This window comes from Bradyrhizobium sp. B097, from assembly GCF_038957035.1.
Lineage (GTDB): Bacteria > Pseudomonadota > Alphaproteobacteria > Rhizobiales > Xanthobacteraceae > Bradyrhizobium.
The window spans coordinates 671,059-697,474 of record NZ_CP152412.1; the positions used below are offsets into that span (position 1 = coordinate 671,059).

Below are 26,416 nucleotides of genomic sequence, written 5' to 3' on the forward strand. Positions count from 1 at the left end.
CCTCAATGGATCGCTGCGTACATGATCTTCTCCTCGGTGGCCTCGACCGCGGAGAATTCCTCGACCACCTTGCCCTGGCGCGAGACCAGGATGCGGTCGGAGAGGGCCATGATCTCGGGCAGATAGGATGAGATCACCACCACCGCCTTGCCCTCGTCGGCGAGCTGGTTGATCAGCTCGTGGATCTCGACAATGGCGCCGACATCGACGCCGCGGGTCGGCTCGTCGAAGATGATCAGCTCGGGCTCCTGCACCAGCGATTTGGCGATCACCACCTTCTGCTGGTTGCCGCCTGAAAGCTCGACCACCCTGGCCTCGTCGCCGATGGCGCGGACCTTGAGCCGCTGGGTCCAGGTCTTGCCCACCGTGTTGGTCTCGCGCCGCGACAGCATCATTCGGCCGGCGGGAAACTTCGAGAGCAGGCCGAGATAGATGTTGCGGGCGATCGAGGCGGTCTCGAAGAAGCCCTCGACCTTGCGATCCTCGGTCACATAGGCGATGCCGGCTTTGACCGCCGGCGCCGGAACCCGGTAGCGCACCGGCTTGTCATGCAGCAGAATCTCGCCGCCGTGGAAGAAGTCGCGCTTCAACACGCCGGATACGATCTTGAAGGTCTCGGTGCGGCCCGCGCCGACCAGCCCGAACACGCCGGTGATCTGTCCGGCAAACACCGACAGCGAATTGTTCTTCACCATCGGCGCCATCTTGAGGTTCTGCACCGTGAGCACGCGCGCCCCGGCCGGCCGCACGCTGGTCTTCCGCGCGCCGTACAGCGTGTTGGAGAGGTCGCGCCCGACCATCGCTTGCACGATCGCTGCGCGGTCGAATTTCGCCGCATCGTCTGTGATGACGTGCTTGCCGTCGCGCAACACGGTGATGCGGTCCGCCAGCAGCAAGGCCTCTTCCAGCGCATGCGAGATGAAGACGATCGAGACGCCGCGCTTCTTGAGGTCGCGGACGAGGTCGAAGAAGTATTTTTTCTCTTCCGGTGTCAGCGATGCGGTCGGCTCGTCGAAGATGATGACCTTGGCCTTGTGCAGGACCGCGCGCGCGATCTCCACCATCTGCTTCTTGGCCGCGCCGAGTCCGCTCACGGTCGCGGTCGGCGTCACGTCGAAATTCAGCGACTGCAGGAATTGCTGGGCGGCGATGTAGATGCCGCGCAGCCGGTTGTAGAACTTCTCCTGCCCGAGAAACAGGTTCTGCGCCACGGTCATGGTCGGCACCAGGCTGTTCTCCTGGAACACCATGGCGATGCCGAGATTGCGGGCCTCGAGCGGCGTGCGCGGCGCGACGTCGGAGCCGTCGACCGTCATGCTGCCCGACGTCAACGTCACGACGCCGGCCATCACCTTGGTCAGCGTCGACTTGCCGGCGCCGTTCTCGCCGACCAGGGCGTGGATCTCGCCGCGGCGCAGCTCGAAGTCCACGCCCTCGATGGCGGGCACGCCGGCGTAAAGCTTGGTGGCCTTGCGCAGGGACAGCACGGTGTCGCTCATGAGCCTGTCTCCTCGGCGAGCCCGGCGAGGGGCAGTTTCAGCACACGGCCCGGTCCCTTGGCGATCAGCATGAGGTCGCTGCCCAGCTCGAGTGCCGCGACGACGCCGTGATTGACGCCGTCAACCCGGCTGTGCAGCGAATAGAGCGGCTTGCCGTCTTCGCCGAGCCGGATCACGAGGCCGTAGGAGCGCGGCGGCGCCCACGGCTTGATGACGCCCATCGTCTTGATGTGCGCGCCCTGCATCGGCTCCTTGAACGAGAAGCCCGAGCGCAGCCGCGGCGCCACCCAATAGGCCGGGTCGATCTCGGCCATCATGCGGCGGCGGTAGGCCGGCTCGCGCAGCACGAATTCGATCAGCTGGGTGCGTGCGGTGAACGCCGTGAGCCAATAGCCGCCGCCAGCAGCCTTCGACAGCCGCGACGGATAGACCGGCAGGTGGCCGAGTACGATTTGCGGCGGCCTGCCATCCGCGACAAGCACGAGACGATGCCGCCAGCTCTCGCTGACCAGGACGCTATCGCCGCGCGCACAGGCGCCGAAGGCGTAGCCGAGCTTCGAGGCTAACGGCTTCACCGATCCGGTCCTGGGATCGAGCCGGAACACGCGGCCGCTCCGGTTGAGCTCCATCAGGTCGCGCGCCCAATCGTCGACGCCGCAAGTTGTCGAGCCGTCCGTCGCGATCAAGGCTCCGTCGTCCGCCAGCGTCAGCGCATTGATCGCATTGAAGGCGGCGTCGCTGAATGTCACGCCCGGCTCGCCTGCGGAAGGATTGGCGTAGAGGCGCACCTCGCGGCCGCCGAGCGCAACCGCGATGCCGCCGTCGGCGAGCGCACAGAGTGCGGAAATCGGTTGCTCGAAGCTGCGCAGCTCGGTCGCGGTGCTGCCGTCGAGGCGCAGCAGGCGGCGGCCGTCGGCGACATAAAGATTGCGGCCGTCGGTTGCGAGGTCCTCGGGCGCCTCGCACTCCAGCAGGGTGGTCGCGGCTTCCAGTTTCTGGTTCGGCTTGAGCGCGCCGTCGAACGACGGCACGGTGATGGTGGCCTCGCCGCGGCCGAGAAAGCGGTTGGCGAATTCCCTGACGGCCGCGATCACGACAGCTTCCCCCAGCGCTTGTCATACTGCACGAAGTTCGGGTCCGCGTTCTCTAGCTTGTAGCGGCCGATCCGGTTATTCATGATGCCGCCGAGATAGAGATAGCCGCGATGCTCGCGCATCGAGGTGATCATCGGGTGGTTCTCACCGCGCAGGTCCCAGAACGATTCGAGGATCTTGCCCTGCTCGTTGAACTTGACGACGCAGCCGGTGTTGATGTTCGGGAACAGCCATTCGTCGACCGGGACGCGTTTGGCCATGCGGCGGCGGAAGCCCGGCATCTTCCAGGCGAGGTCGAGCGAGGGGCTGCGCATGCCGACCAGCGCCAGCCAGTAATTGCCATCGGAGGCGAGATTGATGTTGTCTGGATAGCCCGGCAGATTGTCCATCACCACCTCGACCTGGCCCTTCTTCGGCCCCGCGAACCACAGCCGCTTGATCGAGCAGCCGAAGGTTTCGGCGAACAGGATCGACTGGCCGTCGCTGGCGACGCAGATGCCGTTGGGGAATTTGAGGCCGCGCAGCGCCGTGTGCGTCGCGCCGGTCTTGGTGTCGTAGCAGATGATGCGGCCGTTGCCGCGGGCCTCGAGGCCGTCGATCGGCCATTCGTCCATCTCGTAGCGTACGGTGGCTTCCGAGAAGAAGATCAGGCCGTCGTCGGTGATGTCGAGGTCGTCGGCGAGCCGCAGCCGGCTGTCGTCATTCACCGAATGCATGCTGCGATTGGTCTCGTCGGTCGCCTTCTCTACGGTGCCGTCGGGCGTGATCCGGTACAGGCCCATGCCGCCGATGCAGACATAGAGATTATCCTGCCGGTCGAACGCCATGCCGAGCGGCTGACCGCCGATATGGGCGAACACCTCCATGCGCTGATAGTCGGGCGCGAAGAAGCGCATGATGTCGCCATGGCGCGAGCCGGCGTAGAGATTGTTGTTGCGATCGAGGATCACGTCCTCCGGCGCCTCGATGCGGCCGAGACCGATCAGTTCGACGTCGCGCAGCTTGTCGTTCTGCTCGAACGGGCCGCCCTGGCCGATCTCGGTGGCCGGCGGCGGCGGCAACGCGTGATAGGTCGGCGCGACATAGACCTTGCTGATGATGCGGGTGCGGTTCTTCTGCCAGCGGATGTCGACCATCGCGGCGATCAGCAGGATGCCTGCGAGCGCCATGCGGTTGATGCCGCCGCGCGCATTGAGCGTGGTCAGGCCGTTGGTGATCAAGAGCACGATCAGCACGCCGACCAGCGATTTGGCGACCGAGCCCTTGCCGCCGCCGAGCGTGATGCCGCCGAGCACGGTCGCGGTCAGCACGATCACCTCGAGGCCGACGCCGATGTCGCCGCCGACGGTGCCGAGCCTGGCCGCGAAGAACAGCGCGGCGATGCTGGTCAGCACACCGCTCGCGACATAGCACAGCGCGATGGTGCGGCGAACCGGAATGCCGGAATTGTAGGCCGAGCGGCGCGAGCCGCCGATCGCGGTGATGTGCCAGCCCGGGCGCAGCCGGGTCATGAAGATATGGCCGAAGATCGCGATCGCGATGTAGACCAGGGCGACGCTCGGAATGCCGAACACGTCGCCGCCGCCGATGAAATTCCAGGACGGGATGTCCGGGAAGGCCGCGGCGATCGAATTGGAGTAGCGCTGGATCAGCAGATCGAATGCCGAACGGTAGATGATCAAGGTGATCAGCGTGGTGATGAAGGCGCGCAGCCGCAGATATCCGATCAGCACGCCGTTGACGGCGCCGAGCAGCGCGCCGCAAGCGAGGGTGGCGACCACCACCGCGGGCACCGGCCAGTTCAGCACGTCGAGCAGATAGAGCGCGCAGAAATCCGTCAGCGCGAAGATCGAGCCGACCGACAGATCGATGCCGCCGACGATGACGACCAGCGCCATGCCGAGCCCGATGAAGCCGATCTCGCCGGCCTGCCGCGCGGTGTCGGCAAGGCTCGCCGGCGACAGGAAGTGATCGATGGAGCGGCTGAGCGCGAAGCCGACGATCAAAAGCAGGATCACCGGAATGGCGGTCTCGGTCCAACGCTTGGACAGGATCTCGCCGAGGAGATGATCCGGCCAGTAGCGGTAACGCAGGCTCGTCAGGGTATCGCGCATCGGCATTCCAGCAGGGCGTTGGATTTTGGGAGATCGACGTCCCGGGCGGAGCGCGCCCGGGACGCCAAGCGGACGTGGCCGGGCTATTTCTTCAGGTCACTGAGATTCCAGCACGCGGTCTGGCTGTCGGCGTTCTCTTTGGTGATCGGGATCAGGGTGGTGTATTCCGAACCCTTGATCGAGCCGGCCTTGGCACCTGACGACAGCAGCCATTTGATGGTGCCTGCCATCTGCGCGGCCTGGGTCGGCACGTCGTAGCTCAGGTTGAGGTCGAAGGCGCCGGACTTGACGAGTTCGCAGGCGCCCTTGCGCTCGCCGCCGCCTGAGGTCGCGACGAACACCTTGCCGGTCAGGCCGGCTTCCTTCACCGCCGCCGCGGTGCCGATGTCCATGCCGTCCCAGAAGCCGACGATGCCGCAGAGATCGGGATTCTGCTTCAGCACCGTCTGGGTGATCGCCTTGGCCTTTGCCGCATCCCAGTCCGCCGCCTGGCTCGAGACCACCTTGATCTCGGGATGCTTGGCGAGCACGTTCTCGACGCCCTTGAGCGTGTAGGCGCTGGCCGCCGCCGAGAGCGCGCCCTGCACGATGGCGATCTTGTTCGACTTGCCTTGGCAGGCCTTGACCACGGCCTCGGTGTCCTTTTCGCCGATCTCGATCCAGTTGGCGCCGACAAAGGCCGAAGAGCGATAGGCCGATCCCATGTTGATCTGGATGACGTAGATGCCTTCGTTTTCGGCGCGCTGCAGCAGCTTGGCGTAGGTCTGCACGTCCGGATTGTGGATCACCATCACGGCCGGCTTCTCCGAGATCAGCGAGGTCACCGCCTGCGCGCCGGCATTGGTGTTCCAGTTGGGGTCGCGGATCTCGAACTTGACGCCGAGCGGCTCGAGCTCCTTCTTCATGCCGGCGTACCAGCCTTCGGTGAGGTCGAAGTTCATGGCGACCGGAACATAGGCCACCGTCTTGCCGGCGAGCGCCTCCTTGAACGGCTTCTGGAACGGCTCGTCCAGGCCCTGCTGGGCCAGAGCCGGGGCGGCGATGGCCGCGAGCCCGAGCGCTGCGGCGATCACCTTGGCAGTCCTGACAGCGTACTTCATTGCTTCCTCCTTGGTCGTGATTGATCTTTTTGTGGCTTGGTTCAGATGTCGCCCTGCTGTGCCGTTTCTTCGTTGCGCGGATTCAGGAATGAATCGGTGATGACGGCGAGCAGCAGCACGACGCCCTTGACGAGGTTTTGTCCGGCGTAGGAGATGTCCATGATGGTCATGCCGTTCAGCATGGTGCCGATCAGCAGCGTTCCGATGATGACGTTGAGTACGCCGCCGCGGCCGCCCGACAGGCCGATGCCGCCGAGCACGACGACGAGAATGACGTCGTAGATCAAAGTCGAATTGAAGACCCGGGTGGGCATCGAGTTGACCGACGCCGCCATCACCAGGCCTGCAAAGCAGCCGATCAGGGCCGCGACGACATATTGCAGCACGATGATCGGCCGCGAGGGGATGCCGGTGACGCGGGCCGCATAGGGATTGTCGCCGATCGCGTAGATATAGGCGCCCCAGCGCGTCTGCCGCAGCAGGAAGGCGACCACCACGCAGGCGATCGCGAACATCACGATCGAGGTCGGGATACCGAGGATGGTGCCTTGTCCGAGCCGCTCGAAGCCCTGCATGCCGTCGCTCCACTGCACGACGTCGAGCTGAAACAGCGCGGCCTGTCCGAGGCCGGCGAGCAGCAGGCCGGTCGCCAGCGTCGCAAACAGCGAAGGGACCTCGGCGTAGGCGATCAGCCAGCCATTGACCAGGCCGAAGGCGATCGTGAGCAGCACGGCCGTCAGCAGCGAGGCCGGCAGCGAGTGGCCGTTCTGCACCATCTGCAGCACGAGCCCCGGAGGCACCGCGAGGGCTGCGATCAGCGAGATGTCGATGCCGCGACCGATCACGACCAGCGCCATGGCAAGCCCGAGGATGCCGAGCACCGCGACGTTCTGCAGCAGCGTCAGCATGTTCTCCGGCGTCAGAAAGCCGCGCAGGAAAATCGAGAACGCCAGGAAGAGCACGGCGAATACGGCGAAGACGATCTCCTGTTGATTGAACCGCAATCGCTTCATGCCTCGTCCTTCCTGCTGCTATGGCTGCGCTGTCGGCCTGGATCTCGTGCGGGAGCCGGTCGCGACGCGGCCGGGCCGCGTCCTGCCGGCGACCGCGGCGTCGACGAAGGCGCCGACGGCGTTGATGTAGGCCTCGATCGAGGTGCCGCGTCTGCGGTACTTCGCGCGCTTGACGTACCAGTCCTGCAGCAGCGGCTTGATCAGCGAGGCCGTCAGCGTGACCTGGTCGATTGCGAACATCCCGCTGGCGACGCCTTGTTTGAGGACGTCGGCGATGATCTTTTCGGTCATCACCTCCATCTCGATGGCGCGCTGGCGCTCCGCGGGCGGAAACGACTTCGCTTCCATGAAGGAGAACACGAACCAGGGCTGCATCGCCTCGCTCATGCGGACATGGGTGGCGATGATCCAGTGCAGGTGCTTGCGCGCATCCTGCTTCACGCTGGCGGGCGGTGCGGTGAGGACTTCCGCCGCCGTTTCGGCGACCTCGCCGAGGATCATCGACAGCAGCGTCGGCTTGCTGTCGAAATAGGTATAGAGGCCGCCCATGCTGAGGCCGGAGGCCTCCGCGAGCTGGCGCAGCGTGGTGGCGTGAAAGCCGTGCTTGTTGGACAGGGTGAGCGTCGCGCCGATGATGCGCGTGAGGTTCGGAACCGCGAGATGCGGCTTCTGGACCCGGATGGAATCCCGATGACGTTCGAGAATGCGTGCGCAAAGCACGTCCATCGCGAACGCATTTGTCCCCGGCCGCTGACGCGCGAGACCCACGTTGCCTCCCTGGCTATGTCCCCGGACCATTCATTTGGATGCCGATCCGGGCCGGGCTTTGCGCCCTTGCTCAATTCCTAGCCCACGAACTGCCGTTCGGAAAAGGGGGATGATCAATTTTTCTGAGAGAGCGCTCGCTCGTTTTTTGGCCCACGGCGCGTCGCTGGCCTGGAGCGCGGCGCCGCTCCGGCGCTGTTCGGGAACTTTTCGCGCTGAAAGGTCAGCACAAATTCCCGGCACTCCGGCCGATCATGTTGCCGGTTAGACGGCCGTCACATTCCAGATATAAAGAACGCAGGGCTCGCTGGCCGGAAGGTCAACCCGCACAGACATGCTGGCCGAATTTCACCCACGGTCACTTTGGGCCGAAGCAAGGTTATGACGGCAGTTGGATCATATGGTGCACGCGCGGGCGCTGCGAGCGGCGCTGGCGCTCCGGGAGCCTCCGCAACGTCGCGGTATCTGTTCGGGATTTGTGCTGCGCTGCTGATCGGCAGCATCTGCGCGGTTGCCGCGCAGCAGCGCGACACCGTCACGGCATCCGCAGCGATCGAATTCAACATCCCGGCCCAGCAGCTTGCGAGCGCGCTGCAGGCTTATGGCGAACGAACCGGCGTTCAGGTGCTCTATGAGAGCAATTCTGCGACGGGACGGAAGTCGACATCGGTCGAAGGCAGCCTCACGCCCGAGGATGCATTGAATGTGCTGCTGACGGGAACCGATCTGAAGGTCCAGTACATTCGTCCGGATGCCATCACGCTTGCTTCGCGCGCCGTGCGCGCCGATCATCCGCCGGCGAGCCCGCTTGCGACCGCGGATCTGTCGCTCGGGACGCTGCAGGTGCGGGCGACCAGTGATGGCAACGATACCGGCGCGCTGCGCGACTACAGCGAAAGCCTGCAGCTCGACATTCAAAAAGTGTTGCAGAAGAATATCGGGTCTCGCGGCGGCAGCTATCAGCTCGTTGTCGATCTGTGGATCGATCCCTCGCGCACGATCCAGCGAACCCAGCTGTTGCGATCGACCGGCGATCAGAACCGTGATGCCGTCGTGACCGCGGCGCTGCAAGGATTGACCGTCAGCCGAACGACGCCCGCGAATGCGTCGCAGCCGGTGCGGATCGCGATCCGGGTGAAATCGTTCCAATGATTGACAACGACACCAGCGGAGCGGATGGCGTGCGCGGCTTGAGGCCGATGACGCTGCTGTTTCATCCCGAGGATCCGAGCGCGTGGACCTCGGGCGAGGTGCTGCGTTTGCTCCTGGTGCCGGCTATCGCGGCCCTGTTGTTCGTCGGGGGAATTTACTGGATCCGGTTGCAGCCGCCGGCTGGACCGGCAAGCCGGGAGCAGAGCTCGATCGTCCAGGTTCGGTTGCTGCCGAGCCCATCGCCTGCGCCGATTCCGGTTGCACCGGTGTCGCAGCCGCAAACCGCGACCGTCGCCAGCCGGACCGACGTGTCACCGGAGAACTCCGAACCGCCGCTCGACAATCTGACCGCATCCCCGGCGCGGGAGCCGATGCCGGCGGAGCCGGTCGTGCCGAGCTTGCGTCCGACGCCGTCACCCGCCGATGCGCCGCCCAACAGTGCCGCCGTGAAATTTCAGCAGGCGCTGCTTCGTCACGTGGCACGCTACCAGCGCTATCCGAACGCGGCGCGGCTTGGCCGGTTGCATGGTGCGGTCGAGACGCTGTTTTCGATGCAGCGGGACGGCACCCTGCTCGAGGTCTGGGTCAAGACCAGTTCCGGACAGGCCGTGCTCGACAAGGCTGCGGTCGAGGCGATCCGGCGGGCGCAGCCGCTGCCGTCGATCCCGTCGGCGCTGCCCGACCGGCTCAATATTCAGATCACTTTGGTCTTCGACCCGGCCTGATCCAGTTGCGCGGGCCCGTTCGACTTCGCAAGCGCGAGCGGCAGTTCATTGTTTGGATGTGACCGCGATGCACCAGCTTGCGTGTCGTTCGGTGTCGACTTGTTGCCGTCATAAATGTGTTGTGCGCGGCCGTTACGAGATGGGCAGCTTCAAGAACAATTCAATCTGGATATCGGGCTGGTGTCTGGGAGGCCGCGGAACGTGGCTGAAATCAATCGAGTGCGGCTGCGGGGCCAGCTTGCAGATAACTACGACGGGCTGGTCAAGAAATTGACCCGCCGTCTGGGATCGTCGGACTTCGCGTACGAAGCCCTGCACGAGACGTTCCTGCGGCTGGAGCGGGTCACTGACGCCGTCCCGATCCGCAGCCCCGCCGACTATATCTTTCGCATCGCGATCAACATCGCCCGGGATCGCCAGAAGGCGCAGAATCTTCGCGTCAGCGCCGCCGAAATCGATTCATTGCTCGACGTCAGCGACGACGGACCGAGCCCGGCGCGAATCGTCGAGGCGCGCTCCGATATTGATGCCTTCAAGCGTGCGCTGGCCGAATTGCCGGAGCGGCCGCGCGATGTGCTTTATAGTATTACGATCGAGGGACGGACGCCGAGCGATGTGGCAACCCGCCTCGGCGTCAGCGTGCGAACGGTGGAAAGCGATTTGAAGTTGGCCCTGAGCCATTGTGCCGATTGCCTCGATTATACTCTGATCCGTCGTCTCGGCGGTCCTCGTCCCCGTACGTGATCGCATTCGCCGCGGCCGCGACCCGCGCCGTCACCCGCAACCGGCTGTCGAAATTTGTTGCCGGAACAATTTCCAACAACTGCAGGCGCTTGACCTGAAATCAGGGTTCAAGCTGCAGGATTTTCAACCTCTGTTCTGCGGGATAGCGGGCTTTCCGTCGTCTATAGGGTAGAGAGCGATCTCATAAGGACCGTTTGGGTGCCTGGGAAAGGTTCGCCGGAAGTGTTGCGCCGCCTGAAAACACGTGCAGACCTGATCGGCCTGGCAAGCGATCGCCGCGCGGCCTCCCGGCGCGCGATGGGGCGCAAGCTGCAATTACCGGATGTTTCTGGTTGCGTTGTGCGCAATGGCCGATTGCGGTGCCCTGCTGCCGTCGGAATCGTCTATATAGCGAACTTCGCTATGTGCTCGACGCGATCGGGAGGTTGAGGTTTGGCGAGCAGGGTGATGAGCAATCCGTCGTGACCGAGCCGACCCGCACTTCCGGGCCCGATCCGTTGCTGGATGAGGCGCTTGACTGGGTTGTCCGGCTGAAAGCCGGCGCGCCGACACGCGCCGACGTCGACGCGTTGCAACGCTGGCGCGCGCAAAGTCCCGACCACGAGGATGCCTTCAGGGCAGCTGCCCGGCTGCTCCGCAGCGCGAGCGCCGCGGCAAAGGAACTCGCCGATGAGCAGGCCGCCGCGGCCCCCGCGGTGGCGTTGCCGCCCCGGCCATCACGCTTCTTGACGCGGCGCATCGTGTTCGGCGGTGCGATCGCAGCCGCAGCCGGCTATGTGATGATCCGCCCGCCACTCGACATGTGGCCGTCGATCGAGGAGCTCTCGGCCGACTACCGGACCGGGAAGGGCGAACAGCGCAAGGTGATGCTGGCGCCCGACATTTCGGTTGAATTGAACACCCAGACCAGCCTGGCGCTGCGGCCCGCGCCGAACGAGACGCGGGTCGAGTTGATTTCGGGCGAGGCCTCGGTGGTCGCCCGCAGGTCGTCGTCGACGCCGCTGGTGATGCTGGCGCGCGACGGCCGCATCAGCGCGCTGCAGGCCGATTTCAACGCGCGCTGCCTCGATGGCGTGGTTTCGGTGACGTGCCTCGACGGTATCGTCACCGTCGAGCAGGACGGCCGTTCCGTGCAGCTTCGCAAGGCAGAACAGGTCACCTATTCGCGCGCGGGCCTGCAGGCATCGCTTCCGGTCGACGCCAAGCAGGTCGCGGCCTGGCAGACCGGATTGTTGATCTTCCGCGACCGGCCGCTGGCGAGCGTCGTCGACGAAGTGAACCGGTACCGCGCTGGAAAAATCATCATTACCAATGCGGAACTGAAACGCCGGCTCGTCAACGGCACATTCCAGGTCGACAAGCTCGACAATTTCGTCGCCCAGGTCGAGCAACTGTTCGGCGCGCGGATCACATCGCTGCCTGGCGGTGTGGTGCTGATGAGCTGACTAAAGTCGAACGAATCGGCGCCGCGCGCTCGATTTCCTAACAAACCAAAAATTTCTTTTGCGCCGCCGCAGATTCTTTTGCGGGTTTGCGTTCGCCCAGTCGTCTTCAGAGTAAGGCGTCGTCATCGCGGCCTTCCTGTCGCGATGGCGCGCGTCTGCGCGAAGTAAGTGGGACGTCTGTGCGTAGTCGAAGAGATCATCGGGCTATTGGGCATCGTCAGCGATGCCGGATCGGGTTGCGTGTGTCGGCTGCGGCACTCACCGTGGTTGGCTCTGTAGCAGCTATCGTTCCGGCGCGAGCGGCGAAGGAAGCAGCGAAAGATGCGGCTGCGGCTACGGCCGCAGCGCCGGCGGACAAGCAGCCGGCGCAGGCGAATGCACCGGCGCAAAAGCCGTCGGCGCCGCTGCAGCGCTTCGACATCGGCGACTTCGCCGTACAGGGTGCCGATAGATTGCCGCAGGTCGAGATCGAGGAGGCGATTTATCCGTTCCTCGGTCCGGGCAAGACCTCTGATGACGTCGAGAAGGCGCGGGCCGCGCTGGAGAAGGCGTATCACGACAAGGGCTTCCAGACCGTCAGCGTCGCGGTCCCGCAGCAGAACGTGACGGGCGGTGTGGTCACCCTCAAGGTGACTGAGCTGAAGGTCGGGCGGCTGCGGGTGAAGAATTCGCGTTATTTCGATCTCGACCGGATCAAGGACAGCGCGCCTTCGCTGAAGGAGGGCACCGTTCCCAATTTCGGTGACGTCACCAAGGACATCGTGTCGCTCAACCAGTGGCCGGATCGCCGTGTGACACCGGCGCTGCGTGCCGGCGTCGCGCCGGGCACCGTCGACGTCGATCTCAATGTCGAGGACAAGGCGCCGTTCCACGCCAGCCTCGAAGCCAACAACCGGCAATCGCCGTCCACCACGGCGAGCCGCGTCTCCGCCACCGTGCATTACGACAATCTGTGGCAGCTCGGCCATTCCCTGAGTTTCACCTATCAGGTCGCGCCGGAACGCCCGAGCGATGCCGAGGTGTTCTCCGGCTCGTATATGGCGCGGATACCGAACGCCGATTGGCTTAATTTGCTGTTCTACAGCGTCAAGTCGAACAGCAATGTCGCGACGATCGGCGGCACCAATGTGGTCGGCCCCGGCACGATCATCGGCGAGCGCGCCGTGATCACGCTGCCGACGCGCGAGGGCCTGTTCCACACGCTGTCGGTCGGCATGGACTACAAGCATTTCGACCAGACCGTGAAGCTCGGCACCGACGGGTTCTCGTCACCTGTCACTTATTATCCCGTCGTCGCGACGTATGGGGCGACGTTCCAGGAAGAGAAGTTCACGACGCAGTTCAACGCCGGCGTCACCTACAACATCCGGACGCTGAGCAGCCCGTGGGACGAGTTCGACGCGAAGCGCTTCAAGGCTTCGCCGAGCTTCACCCACCTCAACCTCGACGTCTCGCATACCCAGGAGCTGCCGGAAGGCTTCCAGCTCTACGGCAAGGTGCAGGGCCAGATCGCCGACGGCCCGCTGGTCTCGAGCGAGCAGTTCAGCCTCGGCGGTCTCGATACCGTTCGCGGCTATCTCGAGTCCGAGGTGCTCGGCGACAACGGCGCGGTCGCCAATTTCGAGCTGCGCACGCCCAATGTCGGCAGCATGCTGCAGGGCGAGCTCAAGAGCGAAACCGGTGACGGCAAGCCGCGCTTCATCACCTTCAACGATTGGCGCTTCTTCACGTTCTTCGATGCCGGCTACGCGTCGATCCAGCAGCCGCTGCCTGATCAGCAATCGTCATTCGTCGCATGGAGCTACGGCATCGGCACGCGGTTCAAGAGCTTCGATTATTTCAACGGCATGGTCGCGTTCTCCGTGCCGGGGGTTACTCAGCAATACACGCACGCAAACAGTCCGCGCGTGAACTTCCGAATCTGGGGTGAATTCTGATGGGGATGGCTCTTACTCTCGAGCGACGCACGCGCCGGCCGGCGCTGCGTCGAGGCATTGCGAACGTCGCGACGGCGTTGTTGTTCGGGCTCGTCGCCCTGGTGGCGTCGCTCGCGCCGGCCAATGCGTGGTGGAACGACGAATGGTCGCTGCGCAAGAAGATCACGGTCGACGTCAGCGCGTCGGGCGCCAACGTCACCGATCCGATCGGCGGGGTGCCGGTGCTGGTGCGGTTGCATGTCGGCAACTTCCGCTTCAGCTCGGCGAAGGACGACGGCAGCGATCTGCGGTTCGTCGCCGGTGACGACAAGACGCCGCTGAAGCATCACATCGAGAAGTTCGATTCGCTGCTTGGCGAAGGCCTGGTCTGGGTCGCAGTGCCGAACATTGCGCCCGGCGCGCGGACCGATATCTGGCTCTATTACGGCAACAAGAAAGCGCTCGCGACCAGCGATCCCAAGGGCACCTACGATCCGGATACCCTGACGGTCTATCACTTCAACGAGCGCGGCACGCCGGCGATCGATTCCTCGGTGTGGGCCAACAACGCCCAAAGCGTCGGCCAGCCGGCGGACGGTTCTCTGATCGGGACCGGCTTGCGGCTCGACGGCCGCGCGCCGGTAACCGTGCCGGCCTCGCCGTCGCTCGCGGCGCCGGATGGTGCTGCGCTGACCTGGTCGGCCTGGATCAAGCCGGCCGCCTTGCAGCCCAACGCCGCGCTGTTCAGCCGGCGTGACGGCGCCAACGCACTGGTCGTCGGTGTCGACAATGGCAGCCCGTTTGTCGAAGTCACCAATGCGGGCTCCGTGCAGCGCTCGAGCGCCGGAGCACCGGTGGCGGCCGGCAGCTGGCATCATGTCGCCGTCGTTGCCGGAAACGGTCAGGTCACGCTCTATCTCGACGGCGTATCCTACGCCGCGCTCAGCGCGAGTCTGCCCGCCCTCAATACCGTTGGCCTGATCGGAGGAGACTCGTCGACCTCCAGTGCGTCTCCGATCGCGCCTGCGACGGCCCCGTCCGCAGCAACACCGTCAGTGCCCCCTGATGCGCCGGCCGCGGACGGTGGCGCCGCGCCCGCGGCGACGCCGGATACGGCGGCAACGCCGGCACCGGCGCCTGTAGCCGCCGCGATGGCCGGCTTCGTCGGCGACATCGACGAGCTGCAGATCAGCAAGGTCGCGCGGCCCGCCGGACTCATCAAGGTGATGGCGATCGGACAGGGCCCCGACCAGGCCAAGCTGATGGCATTCAGCGTCGACGAGGAGACTGCAAGCTGGCTGTCCGGCTACTTCGCGGTGATCCTGAAGTCGGTGACGCTCGACGGCTGGGTGGTGATCGGCATTCTCCTGATCATGGCCGCGGTCAGCTGGGTGGTGATGTTCGACAGAGCCTCGTATCTCAGCAAGCAGGCCAAGGCGAATGCCCAGTTCATGAAGGGGTTCCGCGAGATCGCGGCCGATCTCACCATGCTGGATCGCGGTGACGCCGACGATATCTCGACGCTGGGCGGACGCCTCACCGAGGCCGACGCCAAGATGATGCGTTCGTCCTCGCTCTACCGCATCTACCACATCGGCGCCGCGGAAATCCGCCACCGCTTCAGCAACTCGCAGCGCGCGCCGGTGCTGTCGGCGGTCTCGATCGCGGCGATCCGCGCGGCGCTCGATAGCGGCGTCGTCAAGGAGATGCAGCGCCTCAACCGACTGATGGTGGTGCTGACCATCGCGATATCAGGCGGACCGTTCCTCGGCCTGCTCGGCACCGTGGTCGGCGTCATGATCACCTTCGCGGCGATCGCGGCGAGCGGCGATGTCAACGTCAACGCGATCGCGCCCGGCATCGCTGCGGCGCTGGTCGCAACCGTCGCCGGTCTCGGCGTCGCGATCCCGGCGCTGTTCGGTTACAACTACCTGATCTCCCGGATCAAGGACCTGACCAACGATATTCAGGTCTTCGTCGACGAGTTCGTGACCAAGATGGCGGAATTCTATTCCGCCGACCGGCCGGACCCGATCGAACACCGCATCGCTGCGGAGTAACGGCCATGCAGATCCAGGCCGACTCCAAGCCCTATGACGACATCAACATCACGCCGATGCTCGACCTCGCCTACGTGCTGCTGGTGATCTTCATCATCATGACGACGGCGACCGTGCAGGGCCAGAAGGTCAATCTGCCGAAGGCCTCGGCGGCGCCGGGCCTTGCGACCCAGACTACCAAGGCGATCACGGTCGCCAATGACGGCAAGATCTTCCTCGACACTGTACCGGTGACCTTGGCCGAGCTCGAGCAGCGGCTGATCCAGCAGAAGGCGCTGACGCCGGAATTTCCGGTGGTGCTGCGCGGCGATGCGCAGGCGCAGTACCAGAGCGTGATGGATGTGTTCGATCTGCTCAGCCGTATCGGCCTGAGCCAGGTCGGGCTCGCCACCAAGCCGCTCGTGAAGTGAGCCAGTCGGGAAGCGACGCCATGATCACGCAGCCATCACCCTTCCCGCTGACCGAGCGCAGGACGCTGCGGTCGTGGCTGAGCGGCATGATGCGATCATTCGATCACGGCTGCGGCGCAGCGGACGTCACGCGCGCCGAGCCCGTTTCGCAGGTGTCGATCCGCGCCGGTATTGGCGCGGAACTCGGTGTGGTCCCGGTCGCCGCGGACGTGCGCGAAGAGCCGCGCGGCGAGGTGGTGGCATTTCCCGTTCATGGCGAGGCCCTGCTGGTCAAGCTCGCGGATGTGCTGCGCCGGTACGTCGCGGGCCGCGAGCCCGCCGACAACCCGCTGCGGCTGACAATCTCGCGATGCCCGTGGGCCCGCCTGTCGATCGACGCGATGGCCTATGTCGACTATTTGAGCGAGGTTGAGACCTTCCACGCAGCGATCGAAGCAGGCCCCGACACCAAGGTCATCCTGAAGACCACGGACTTCGACGCGCTTGCCAGCTTCGTCATGCAATACGTCAATGACAGGCTGCTCGACCGCGCCTCGGTGGAGGCCGCGCCATGAACGCGCCGATGCGGGACCAGAACGCGCGCGCCGCGCCGTCAGCCGACGATCACGATGTCGCCGTCGCGCCCGCAACAGCCGCGGCGCCGCCGACCGCTGCCCGCAACACGGCCGCCCGGAAGGGCGAGCGCAGCGCGCTGCTGCGCTACGGCGCGGTGGTGGCGGTGGTCGCGCTGTTCCTTGGCGGTATCGTCTACTTCTTTCTCGGTCACGACGATCTGCCGCCGCCGCGTCAGGTGCGCGATCTCACCATCGTCAATGTGACGCTGCCACCGCCACCTCCGCCTCCGCCGCCACAGCCGCAGCCCGAGCAGAAGATGATCGAGCAGCCCAAGATGGCGGAGCCCGAGTTCAAGGAAGAGAAGCCGGTCGACAAGCCGAAGGACGAGCCGGCCAAGGACGCCAAGAACGACGAGCCGCCCGGTCCGCTGTCGCTCGATGCCAAGCCGACGGGACCCGGCGATCTGTTCAATCTCGGCGGCAAGCCCGGCGGCAACCCGTATGGCGGAGGCGGCGGCGGTGGCAGCCGCTGGGGTTGGTACACCACGATCATCACCTCGCAGGTCGAGGCGGCGATCCGCGCCAATCCGAAGACCCGCAACATGGCGACGCAAATCCAGGTGCGGCTGTGGGTGGATGGCTCCGGCCACGTCACCCGCGTCGTCCTGACGCCGTCCTCCGGCAATCCGGAGATCGATGCGGCGCTTCGCAACGAGGTGATCGGCAGCCTGACGCTGCGCGAGCCGCCGCCCAAGGACATGCCGATGCCGGTGGTCACGCGCGTCACCGCGCGACGGCCGAGCTGACGAGACCGACTGACGAACGACCAACATTCGAACGACCAACCTACGAACTTCAATGTGCGAGTGAGAACTGGGGGACTGATGTTTAAGAAACGAGCTCACGCAGAATGGCGCGCGTTGCCGCTTGCGGTGTCGCTGAGCGCGCTCGCCTGCGCAACGCCGGCCGTGGGCCAGACCGCGGACCAGGCCGCCGAGCAGGGTCCCGCCGCCGCGGCGAAGCGGACCGATGCCAAGAAGCCGAAGGTGTCGAGCACCAAGCCGACATCGTCGAATGCCACCGTCAACCTCGTCAATCTCTTGGTGCAGCAGGGTGTCCTCAAGGAGGAGCAGGCCCAGGCGCTGATCAAGCAGGCCGAGGACGAGGCCTATGTCTCCCGCCAGGCCGCCAAGGACGCCACCACCAAGGCCGACGACGCTACCAAGGCCGCAACCGCCGCCGCGGCGGCGGCGCAGCCGCCGGGCACCAGGCACGTCACCTACGTTCCCGAAGTCGTCAAAAGACAGTTACGGGAAGAGATTAAGCAGGAGGTGATGGCCAAGGCGCAGAAAGAAAACTGGGCGTCGCCCGGAACCTACCCGGAATGGGCGCAACGCATCCGCTTCTACGGCGATGCGCGCGTGCGCTATCAGGGCAACTATTTCCCGACCGGCAACGACCAGGCCGGCGCCATCAATTTCAACGCCATCAACACCGGTTCGCCCTACGACCTTTCGTCCATCTCGAACCCTTATTCCGCGCCGACTTATGATGCCCTGCAGGACCGCAACCAGTTCCGGTTTCGCGGCCGCCTCGGCATGGAAGCGGACCTGCTATACGGGTTCACGGCCGGCCTGCGCATTGCGTCTGGCGAAAATAACTCGCCGGTGTCGACTAATCAGACGCTTGGTAGCAGCGGGGGCAACTTCTCGAAGTATGGCGTCTGGCTGGATCGCGGCTACATCAACTGGCAGACCTGGGGCGACGATCTGAGGATCTCCGCGGGCCGTTTCGACAATCCGTTCTGGTCGCCGACCGATCTGGTCTGGTACCGCGAACTTGGATTCGACGGTTTTGCCGTTCAGGCCAAGCACGAGGTGTGGGAGGGCTTCACGCCATTCGCGGTGGCCGGCGCATTCCCGATCTATAACACCGATTTCAACGCCGGAATCAATCTGACGACTCCGCCAACCAAGTTCGCGAGCCACGACAAGTGGCTGTTCGGAGGCCAGGTCGGTTTCAATGCGCGATTCAATCAGGACTATGCATTCCGGTTCGGCGTCGCCTACTACGACTTCGACAATGTGCAGGGCCAGCTTTCCAGTCCCTGCATCGTCGAGGTTGCAGCCGACGTTTGCGATACCGACCTGACCCGGCCGTCCTTTGCGCAGAAGGGAAACAGCTATTTCGCGCTGCGTAACATCATCCCCGATCCCCCTGGCACCGGCAACAATGGCGGCACCAGCTTCCAGTACCAGTATTTCGGACTGGTCAGCCAGTATCGCCCGGTGGTCGTCAGCGGACAGCTCGATCTCGGACAGTTCCATCCGACGCACATCGTGCTCGACGGCGAATACGTCAACAACACCGCGTTCAGCCGTTCCCTCATGAACGCTGCGGCGGTGAACAATCGCGGGCCGAGCCCGGATGGCGGCAACACGCCCGGCGCGTTCAACGGTGGCAATCAGGGTTGGCTCGGCCGCGTCACCGTCGGCGACAGGGAGATCAAGCATCTCTGGGATTGGAACGTCCACGCCGGCTACAAATACCTCGAATCCGACGCCACCATCGATGCCTTCGCCGACTCCGACTTCGGTCTCGGCGGCACCAACCTCAAGGGCTATTTCGTCGGCGGCAATATCGGTCTCGGCGAGAATGTCTGGGCGACCTTGCGCTGGATGAGCGCCAACAGCATCGCCGGCAACCCCTATGCCGTCGACGTCCTGCAAGTCGACCTCAACGCGAAGTTCTGACCATGCGCATCGCACTCTTCGTCCTGATGATGGTGATCGGAGCATTGAGCTCCGGCACCGCATTCGCCCAGTCCGAGACCGATCGCCTGCGCGACGCCCTGCGCAGCGCGACGGCGCAGACCCGTGCGCTGGAAGACCAGCGCACGGCGTTGCAGGCCAAGGTCGCCGACGCCGATCGCGAGAAGGCGGTGGCCAAGAAGGAGGTCGACGACCTCAAGGCGCAGCTGAAGAAAGCCGACAAGGAGCATCGCGACGCCGTCGACGAGTTCAATCAACGGCTCGCCGAACGCGATGAGACGCTGGAGAAGTGGAAGTCGGCTTACGAAGAAGCTGCCACTGTTGCCCGCACCAAGGACGCCGAGCGCGCCAAGTTCGAAGGTGAGGCCTCCGCCTACAAGGCCAGCACCAAGAGCTGCATTGCCAAGAACACCCAGCTGATCAAGGCCGGCAAGGAGATGGTGCAGCGCTACAAGGACCTGACCATCGGCGAGATCGTGGTTTCGCGCGAGCCGATGATTCAGCAGCGCCGGGTCGAAATCCAGAATCAGCTGCAGGAAAGCCAGGACAAATTCCTCGATCAGAAGGTGAATCCATGACGACCGCCACTATCGTGAAGCCGCTTCGGTCGATCGGTCTCGCCGCCGCCGTTGCGGCTTTCGTTGCGCCGCTCGATGTCTCGGCGCAAGCGCAGGCTCCCGCGCCACGGACGGTGCAGGCTCCCGTCAGGAAGCCACAGCCCGCGGCTCAGGCGCAAGCCGCCGCCACGCCCGCGCCGGCTCCGGTCGCTGCTGCGCCGAAGCCCACCGCGCCCGAGAATGTCATCGCGCGCGTCGGCGACACCAACGTCTCCGCCGATGATCTCCGCAGCTATGTCGCAGCTCTTGCCCCGCGCGAGCAGGCTGCGCTGGCCAAGGATCCGGCCATGCTGAGCCAGGCGGTCCGGCTGCTGCTCGCCAACCGCCTCGTGCTGCAGGAGGCGGTGGCGAAGAAGTGGGATCAGCAACCCGCCGTCGCCGCGCAGCTCGACCGGGCGCGCGAGGGCGCGGTGGTCGAGCTCTACCTGCAATCGGTGTCGACGCCGCCGGCCAATTTCCCGAGCGAGGACGACCTGCAGAAGGTCTATGAGGCCAATCGCGCCGCGTTCCTGATGCCGCGGCAATTCCAGCTCGCGCAGATCTTCGTCGCCGCGCCGAAGGAGGGCGACAAGGCCGCCGAGGACAAGGCGAAGCAGGAGCTCGACGACGTGCAGCGCAAGCTCAAGGCGCCGGGAGCCGACTTCGCGGCGATCGCGCGCGGCGACAACAACGCTGCCAAGGATGCCGGCGACCTCGGCTGGGTTGCCGAGAGCCAAATCCGTCCGGAGATCCGCAACCAGGTGATGGGGCTCGCCAAGAACAGCGTGTCCGAGCCGATCAAGCTCGACGACGGCTGGCACATCATCAAGCTGCTCGACACCAAGGCGTCCTATACCCGCACCTTGCCCGAAGTGCGCGACCAGCTGGTGCAGCAGATCCGCTCCGAGCGGTCGAACATGATGCGGCGGGCCTATCTCGCCGAGCTGCTGAAGCAGCATCCGCCCGTCCTCAACGAACTTGCCCTGTCGAGCCTGCTCGACGCGTCGAAAAAGTAATACGGAGATAAAGATGCCCGAGATCATCACCAATCTCACCATCGACGGATTGCGCGAGAGCTTCCAGAATGTCGGCTATCGCGTCGAAACGCTGACCGATCCGGTCGCCAACACGACCTATCTGCGCTCGGCGACGGCGGGGCTCGGCTTCGAAATCCGGCCGGGCAACCAGCTCGTCGGCGAGGAGCAGAGTTTTGTCGACGCCACGCTGGTCACCACGCTTCAGGTGCAGGGCGAGCTGCCGCTCGACCTCGTCAATCGCTGGAACACGACGCGGCGGTTCGGGCGGCTGCAGTTCAGCCAGCCGTTCCTGATGTTCTGCCTCGATGTCTCCGTGGCCGGCGGCGTGGCGCCGAACTTTGTGCGGGCGCAAATCGAGGTCTGGGACCGGCTGGTTCAGGAGCTGATCGCCTATCTGCGCGAGGAGCTGCCGAAGATCGTCGCCCGCAATGGCGCGGCGGCTGTCCCGCAGCCGAGTGCGCCGGCCCAGCAGCCGTCCCATGAGCACGCCGCGGAAGCAGGGGCAGGTCCGACGATCCAGTAAATCATGCGGACACGCGACGATCGGGGCCGTAAGCGACCGATGAATGACGGTGCCTCAACGATGAAGGCGGGCAGCTGCAGCCGATGGCGGAAGCTGCTTGATCCCGCTCGTCACCGGGGCAGCCGCATCGCAGCCGGCTGCCTTGTGCTCGCGCTTTGTCTTGTCCAGCCCGCCCGTGCCGAGGGAGAGACGCCGGCGTCGTCATTCAGCACGCGCTTTGCCGCCGTCGAGTCGGCAGACCCTTCAGCCGACGCCACGGCAAAGCCGCCGGCCGAGGCGACGGCGAAGCCGGCCGCGCCGGCCAAAGATGCGGCGAAGGACGGCGGCGGGAAAACGCTCCCGCCTCCGCCGGTAGGCCAGCCCGCGGTCTCGGACGCGCGCATGCGCTATCGCGCGCTGATCGAGAAGGAGGCCGCGGGAAGCGGACTCGCGCCCGAGATCGCCGAGGCGGTGATGGGCGTCGAGAGCGGCTACAATCCCGACGTGATCGGCGGCGTCGGCGAAATCGGGCTGATGCAGCTGCTGCCGTCGACCGCGCGCATGCTCGGCTTCTCCGGCTCGCTTGCCGAACTCGCGATTCCCGAGAACAACATTCACCTCGGCGTCATGTATCTTGCGCAGGCATGGCGCCTTGCCGGTGGCGACCTGTGCACCGCGGTCATGAAGTACCGTGCAGGTCATGGCGAGACCCGCTTCTCCTATCTGTCGGTGAATTATTGCGTGGCGGTGCGCGCCCGGCTATTTGCCCGCGGCTTTCGGGTGACCGGTACCGTACCGGTCGCGACCTTCGGCGAGCCGGGCCGTGCCGGTGGCGGCGGATGTAGCCGCAAATGCCTCGGCGGCGGCGGACGCATCGGCCGCGTCGATCTCGTCGCACTCAACACGCGGCTCAACGCGCTTGTGATCCAGGCCCGGGGAGGGAAATAGCAAGGCCGCTCTCATTCATATCGTTGCCTTGATATCCTCGCTTGATATCTGCCTCTGGCTTCCTATCGTTTGAAACAGTTGTGGTTCTGCAAGGAGCAGCACCGATGAAAGTGATCATGTTGGCGGTCGCCGTTGCCGGATTGTCGATGGTGCAGGCGCAGGCACAGACGCAGCAACACACGCCGCTGCCGGAAATTGTCGTCGGCACACCGCCGCCGGCGCTCAACCTTAACCGCGACACCAGTGGCGGCACCGGCCGGGCCGCGGCAAGAGGCAGCGGCGGCGCGCCCGCCGAGCGTTGCGGCGATGCGGCCTCGCTTGGCTGTATCAACGAGCGGCTCAAGAAGCAGGTCGATCAGGTCAATCCGCCCGTGACGAACACGCCGCCGATCGACGCGAAATCGCAGGATCTCAAGGTGGGCGTGGTCAACATCCCGGCGGTGCAGCAGCAATATGGCCGCAACTTCGGGGTTTCGGCGTTTCCGTACCGCCCGGCCGCGCCGGTCTACACGTCGCCGGTCGGACATCGGTGACGATCGTCGATGTCCAATGATGCTCGATCTTGGTGATGCGACTCGTCACATTTCCGATGGTGGCGTATGGGAAAATGAAGATGGCAATCGCTTACTGATTCCCAACCGCTTGCTGACTTCATGCGCAAATCCGATGTGACGTGTCCAAAATGCCAAGCCGGCTATCGCCGGATCGAACTGACGTCGAAGGGCGGCGCGGCAGGCGAGTTTCTATGCCTGGTTTGCCATGAAGTCCTCGAGAGGATGGACGGTTCGACCGACATCGCTTTCCGGCTGACGGTACAGCCCAACACGAACTCCTACGCGTTTTAGGACCGGCACCCCTGAAAGCGTGCGGGTAGGAAACGCTATTCGCCGCGGATATCGCTCGGGGCCTTGTTGGTCCAGCGGTGGAACGCACGCCTGAAGTTTGCTGCATCGCTGAAGCCGAGCGCCAATGCGATGTCGTCATTGGCCAGCGTCGTGCTGCGGAGATATTTCAGCGCGATCTGGGTCCGCAGCTCGTCGTGCAGCCCCCGGAAGGAAAAGCCCTGCTGGCGAAGCTGGCGCCGCAACGACCGGTCGTTCACGCCGAGCAGCTTGGCGATGGCCTCGAAGGTCGGCGGGTTTGCGATGTCGCGAAGCAGGATGGCGCGGATTTTTCCGGCAATGCCGGTCCGCAATCTCAAGTCGCCGAGCAAGTCGTCGCAGAGGGCGACGATGGTCGGATACGTCGTCTTGTTGCCGAGATCCGCTCTCCGGTCCAGCAACTGCGCCTTGAAGACGATCTGGTTGGCCGGCTGATCGAAACGCACCGGGCACCCGACATGATCGAGCGGAAGCTCGAAGTCCGGTGCCTGCGGATAGGCGAGCGTGATTTCAAGGGGAGCGAAGCCCGGTCCCATGATGTCGCGCATCAGCGAAATGTGGATGCCGATCTGCATCTCGGCGACGAACCGGTACAGCGCGGAATCGGCAAGTGCGTGCAGATTGGGCTCGATGGTCCACCTCGCATGGGCCTTGTCCTCGGCGAATTCGATCGTCGCCAGCGGCGCGGCGAGCGCGTGGTAGCGCATCGCGAATTCCATTGCCTTGCGAAAGTCCGGGCAGCACAGCAGCGCATAGCCGTACATTCCGTAGGTCGAGATGTGGATCGATGCGCCGATGCGATAGGGCAAATGACGGTCGGTCGACAGGCGCAGCGCGTTTTGACAAACCGTCATCAGCTGCGTCAGCGAGATCCGCGCCTGCGGTGAGTGGACGTCGGCCAGCGGAATTCGCGTGTCGCGCAGGATGGCGTCGGCCGGGACGCCGGCGCCGGCCAGCATGTCGAAGACGGCGCCAAGCTTGGTCGTCTCATAGACCTTATCGCTGGTGCCGACGGTCAGGATATCGTTGCGGGAGCCCACAGGCCTCTTCAGTCGCGTGGTTGGTTGCAAAGTGAACCAGCCTTTCCTTCGGTCGGAAAGCAGTGCGCCGCAAACCTGGCCCGAGTGGATTTCCGTTCGCTAGCCCTCGGAACATAGCCGGTTCGCGCCAAAACCCAAGACTCATCAATGGGCCTCCCTTGCTGCGCAGCAGCAAGACCGCCGCCATTGATGAGAGCACCTTGTCCGGTTGAGACCCCGCCGATGTCCGTTTCGGACCTTCACAAATCTCGGGCGTCACGCGAGGCTTCGTCCTAATGTCACACGGCCAGACCGTCGTGATGCAGCACGGCAGACCACACGATCCGCTCGCTTAGAACTGCGGACGCAACGGTCGGAGGACATGCCAGGTCGAGGGAGGCTTCCATGGTTGGAAGGCTGATTCAGACTGCCCAATCCGCCTATCACTATCCGCTCATCTTCAAGCAGCTTTGGCACACGCCGAGCGTCCAGGCGCCGGACCAGGAGATCGTCTATCGCGATCTCAAGCGCCAGACCTATCGACAGACCCGAGAGCGGATCGGCCGTCTCGCCTCGGCGCTCAGCAAGGTCGGCGTCGAGCCCGGCGACACCGTCGGCGTGCTCGAATGGGACAGCCATCGCTTCCTCGAAGCCTTCTTCGCGATCCCGATGATGGGGGCCGTGCTGCAGACGGTGAACGTCCGCCTGTCGCCGGAGCAGATCGCCTACACGATCGATCACGCCGGCGCATCGACGCTGCTGGTCAATGAAGAGTTCGTCGGATTGGTTGAGGGACTGAAGGCGCAACTGCCCAAGGTCAAGCGGATGATCGTGATGTCGGACAAGCCCTCGCCGCAGACCGGCAGCCTGTCCTTCATCGGCGAATATGAGAACCTGCTTGCGGCGGCCTCGCCGGATTACGACTTTCCCGATTTCGACGAGAACACCCAGGCCACCACCTTCTACACGACCGGCACCACCGGTCTGCCGAAGGGCGTCTATTACAGCCACCGCCAGCTCGTGCTGCACACGATCGCCGGGCTTGCGCTGTTCGGCATGGCCGGGTCGCAGGGGCGCTTCTCGCGCGACGACGTCTACATGCCGATCACGCCGATGTTCCACGTTCACGCCTGGGGCTTTCCGTGGTCGGCGACGCTGGCCGGTACCAAGCAGGTCTATCCCGGCCGCTACGAGCCGGCGATGCTGGTCAAGCTGATCAAGAGCGAAGGCGTCACCTTTACCCACGGCGTGCCGACCATCCTGCAGATGCTGCTCAACGCCGCCGCTGCGGCCAAGGTCGATCTCAAGGGCCTCAAGATGGTGATCGGCGGCTCTGCGTTGCCGAAGGCGCTGGCCAAGCAGGCGATGGAGGCCGGCATCGACATCTTCGCGGGTTACGGCATGTCGGAGACCGGCCCGCTTGCGGCGGTGTCCCATGTCCAATCCAGGGATCTCAGCGGCGATCCCGACGGCGAGGTCGAATTCCGCACCCGCGCCGGCATGGCCGGCCCGCTGGTCGACCTGCGCATCGTCGATCCCGACATGAAGGACGTGCCGCATGACGGCAAGTCGCCCGGCGAGATCGTGCTGCGGGCGCCCTGGCTTACCCAGGGCTACTTCAACAACCCCGAAGGCTCGGAGCAGCTCTGGGAGGGCGGCTATCTGCACACCAGCGATATCGCCGTAGTCAGCCCGGGCGGCTATGTCCAGATCACCGACCGGATCAAGGATGTGATCAAGACCGGCGGCGAATGGGTCTCCTCGCTGCAGATCGAGGATCTGATCTCGCAATGCGCGGGCGTGGCCGAGGCCGCGGTGATCGGCGTCAAGGACGAGAAATGGGGCGAGCGGCCGCTCGCGCTCGTGGTCAAGAAACCGTCCGGTGCCGACGGCCTCAGCGACGAGGCCATCAAGGACCATCTCAAGCTGTTCGCCGACAAGGGCGTGATCTCGAAATACGGCATCCCTGGCAAGATCCTGTTCATCGACAGCATTCCGAAGACCAGCGTCGGCAAGATCAACAAGAAGGAGCTGCGCGAGCTGTACGGCGACATGTGACGGCTCGGGTGCA

Annotated in this window: 23 protein-coding genes; 16 read left to right on the forward strand and 7 right to left on the reverse strand. The window is 64.7% G+C overall.

The features are described from left to right. Positions 1-2: 2 nt before the first annotated feature. The 6 genes from AAFG07_RS03135 to AAFG07_RS03160 all read right to left on the reverse strand — a co-directional run bounded on the left by AAFG07_RS03135 (position 3) and on the right by AAFG07_RS03160 (position 7,546). A complete protein-coding gene (locus AAFG07_RS03135) occupies positions 3-1,499 on the reverse strand; it encodes a sugar ABC transporter ATP-binding protein (RefSeq protein ID WP_342725974.1) in 1,497 nt (498 codons plus the stop codon). Beyond that, on the reverse strand, positions 1,496-2,593 hold the full coding sequence (locus AAFG07_RS03140) for a hypothetical protein (RefSeq protein ID WP_342725975.1): 1,098 nt from the start codon (positions 2,591-2,593) through the stop codon (positions 1,496-1,498). Before AAFG07_RS03140 ends, AAFG07_RS03135 begins: the two co-directional genes overlap by 4 nt. Beyond that, the gene (locus AAFG07_RS03145) at positions 2,590-4,713 is read right to left on the reverse strand and encodes an SMP-30/gluconolactonase/LRE family protein (protein WP_229184604.1); all 2,124 of its coding nucleotides are present in this window, start codon (positions 4,711-4,713) and stop codon (positions 2,590-2,592) included. The genes AAFG07_RS03140 and AAFG07_RS03145 overlap by 4 nt, the downstream gene beginning before the upstream one ends. 77 nt (positions 4,714-4,790) lie before the next feature. Next, positions 4,791-5,807, reverse strand: coding sequence for a sugar ABC transporter substrate-binding protein (locus AAFG07_RS03150; RefSeq protein WP_092122674.1), 1,017 nt, complete (start codon positions 5,805-5,807; stop codon positions 4,791-4,793). 41 nt (positions 5,808-5,848) lie between these two features. Next, positions 5,849-6,820 (reverse strand): ABC transporter permease, encoded by a 972-nt coding sequence (locus AAFG07_RS03155; protein ID WP_207833677.1) that lies wholly within the window; start codon positions 6,818-6,820, stop codon positions 5,849-5,851. 18 nt (positions 6,821-6,838) lie between these two features. Continuing rightward, positions 6,839-7,546: a TetR/AcrR family transcriptional regulator gene (locus AAFG07_RS03160; RefSeq protein WP_342729038.1), complete on the reverse strand. Its 708-nt coding sequence runs from the start codon at positions 7,544-7,546 to the stop codon at positions 6,839-6,841. Positions 7,547-7,966: 420 nt separating this feature from the next. Here AAFG07_RS03160 and AAFG07_RS03165 point away from each other — a divergent pair, with 420 nt between their 5' ends. From AAFG07_RS03165 to AAFG07_RS03235, 15 genes are all read left to right on the forward strand, one after another. Beyond that, the gene (locus AAFG07_RS03165) at positions 7,967-8,737 is read left to right on the forward strand and encodes an STN domain-containing protein (RefSeq protein ID WP_342725976.1); all 771 of its coding nucleotides are present in this window, start codon (positions 7,967-7,969) and stop codon (positions 8,735-8,737) included. Further along, positions 8,734-9,462, forward strand: a complete 729-nt coding sequence (locus AAFG07_RS03170) for an energy transducer TonB (protein ID WP_342725977.1) — start codon at positions 8,734-8,736, stop codon at positions 9,460-9,462. Before AAFG07_RS03165 ends, AAFG07_RS03170 begins: the two co-directional genes overlap by 4 nt. Before the next feature lie 201 nt (positions 9,463-9,663). Next, positions 9,664-10,206 (forward strand): RNA polymerase sigma factor, encoded by a 543-nt coding sequence (locus AAFG07_RS03175; protein ID WP_229171442.1) that lies wholly within the window; start codon positions 9,664-9,666, stop codon positions 10,204-10,206. 461 nt (positions 10,207-10,667) lie between these two features. After that, positions 10,668-11,651, forward strand: a complete 984-nt coding sequence (locus tag AAFG07_RS03180; RefSeq protein WP_342725978.1) for a FecR domain-containing protein — start codon at positions 10,668-10,670, stop codon at positions 11,649-11,651. Positions 11,652-11,914: 263 nt separating this feature from the next. Then, the gene (locus AAFG07_RS03185; RefSeq protein ID WP_342725979.1) at positions 11,915-13,588 is read left to right on the forward strand and encodes a ShlB/FhaC/HecB family hemolysin secretion/activation protein; all 1,674 of its coding nucleotides are present in this window, start codon (positions 11,915-11,917) and stop codon (positions 13,586-13,588) included. Positions 13,589-13,593: 5 nt separating this feature from the next. Further along, positions 13,594-15,627 (forward strand): DUF2341 domain-containing protein, encoded by a 2,034-nt coding sequence (locus AAFG07_RS03190; RefSeq protein ID WP_342725980.1) that lies wholly within the window; start codon positions 13,594-13,596, stop codon positions 15,625-15,627. 5 nt (positions 15,628-15,632) lie between these two features. Further along, positions 15,633-16,037, forward strand: coding sequence for a biopolymer transporter ExbD (locus AAFG07_RS03195; RefSeq protein ID WP_342725981.1), 405 nt, complete (start codon positions 15,633-15,635; stop codon positions 16,035-16,037). Positions 16,038-16,057: 20 nt separating this feature from the next. Further along, positions 16,058-16,591, forward strand: coding sequence for a hypothetical protein (locus tag AAFG07_RS03200; RefSeq protein ID WP_342725982.1), 534 nt, complete (start codon positions 16,058-16,060; stop codon positions 16,589-16,591). Then, positions 16,588-17,397, forward strand: a complete 810-nt coding sequence (locus tag AAFG07_RS03205) for a TonB C-terminal domain-containing protein (protein ID WP_342725983.1) — start codon at positions 16,588-16,590, stop codon at positions 17,395-17,397. Before AAFG07_RS03200 ends, AAFG07_RS03205 begins: the two co-directional genes overlap by 4 nt. 78 nt (positions 17,398-17,475) lie before the next feature. Continuing rightward, positions 17,476-19,344, forward strand: a complete 1,869-nt coding sequence (locus AAFG07_RS03210) for a putative porin (protein ID WP_342725984.1) — start codon at positions 17,476-17,478, stop codon at positions 19,342-19,344. Between the two features lie 2 nt (positions 19,345-19,346). Further along, a complete protein-coding gene (locus tag AAFG07_RS03215) occupies positions 19,347-19,940 on the forward strand; it encodes a hypothetical protein (protein WP_342725985.1) in 594 nt (197 codons plus the stop codon). Further along, a complete protein-coding gene (locus tag AAFG07_RS03220) occupies positions 19,937-20,974 on the forward strand; it encodes a peptidylprolyl isomerase (protein WP_342725986.1) in 1,038 nt (345 codons plus the stop codon). The genes AAFG07_RS03215 and AAFG07_RS03220 overlap by 4 nt, the downstream gene beginning before the upstream one ends. Positions 20,975-20,987: 13 nt before the next feature. Continuing rightward, the gene (locus tag AAFG07_RS03225; protein ID WP_342725987.1) at positions 20,988-21,518 is read left to right on the forward strand and encodes a YbjN domain-containing protein; all 531 of its coding nucleotides are present in this window, start codon (positions 20,988-20,990) and stop codon (positions 21,516-21,518) included. 60 nt (positions 21,519-21,578) lie between these two features. Next, a complete protein-coding gene (locus tag AAFG07_RS03230) occupies positions 21,579-22,445 on the forward strand; it encodes a transglycosylase SLT domain-containing protein (RefSeq protein ID WP_342725988.1) in 867 nt (288 codons plus the stop codon). 104 nt (positions 22,446-22,549) lie between these two features. Beyond that, the gene (locus AAFG07_RS03235; RefSeq protein WP_342725989.1) at positions 22,550-22,978 is read left to right on the forward strand and encodes a hypothetical protein; all 429 of its coding nucleotides are present in this window, start codon (positions 22,550-22,552) and stop codon (positions 22,976-22,978) included. Positions 22,979-23,325: 347 nt separating this feature from the next. Here AAFG07_RS03235 and AAFG07_RS03240 read toward each other — a convergent pair whose 3' ends face one another. Then, positions 23,326-24,366, reverse strand: coding sequence for an AraC family transcriptional regulator (locus tag AAFG07_RS03240; protein ID WP_342725990.1), 1,041 nt, complete (start codon positions 24,364-24,366; stop codon positions 23,326-23,328). A 384-nt stretch (positions 24,367-24,750) separates the two neighbouring features. Here AAFG07_RS03240 and AAFG07_RS03245 point away from each other — a divergent pair, with 384 nt between their 5' ends. Beyond that, positions 24,751-26,403, forward strand: a complete 1,653-nt coding sequence (locus AAFG07_RS03245; RefSeq protein WP_342725991.1) for a fatty acid--CoA ligase — start codon at positions 24,751-24,753, stop codon at positions 26,401-26,403. Positions 26,404-26,416: the final 13 nt, after the last annotated feature.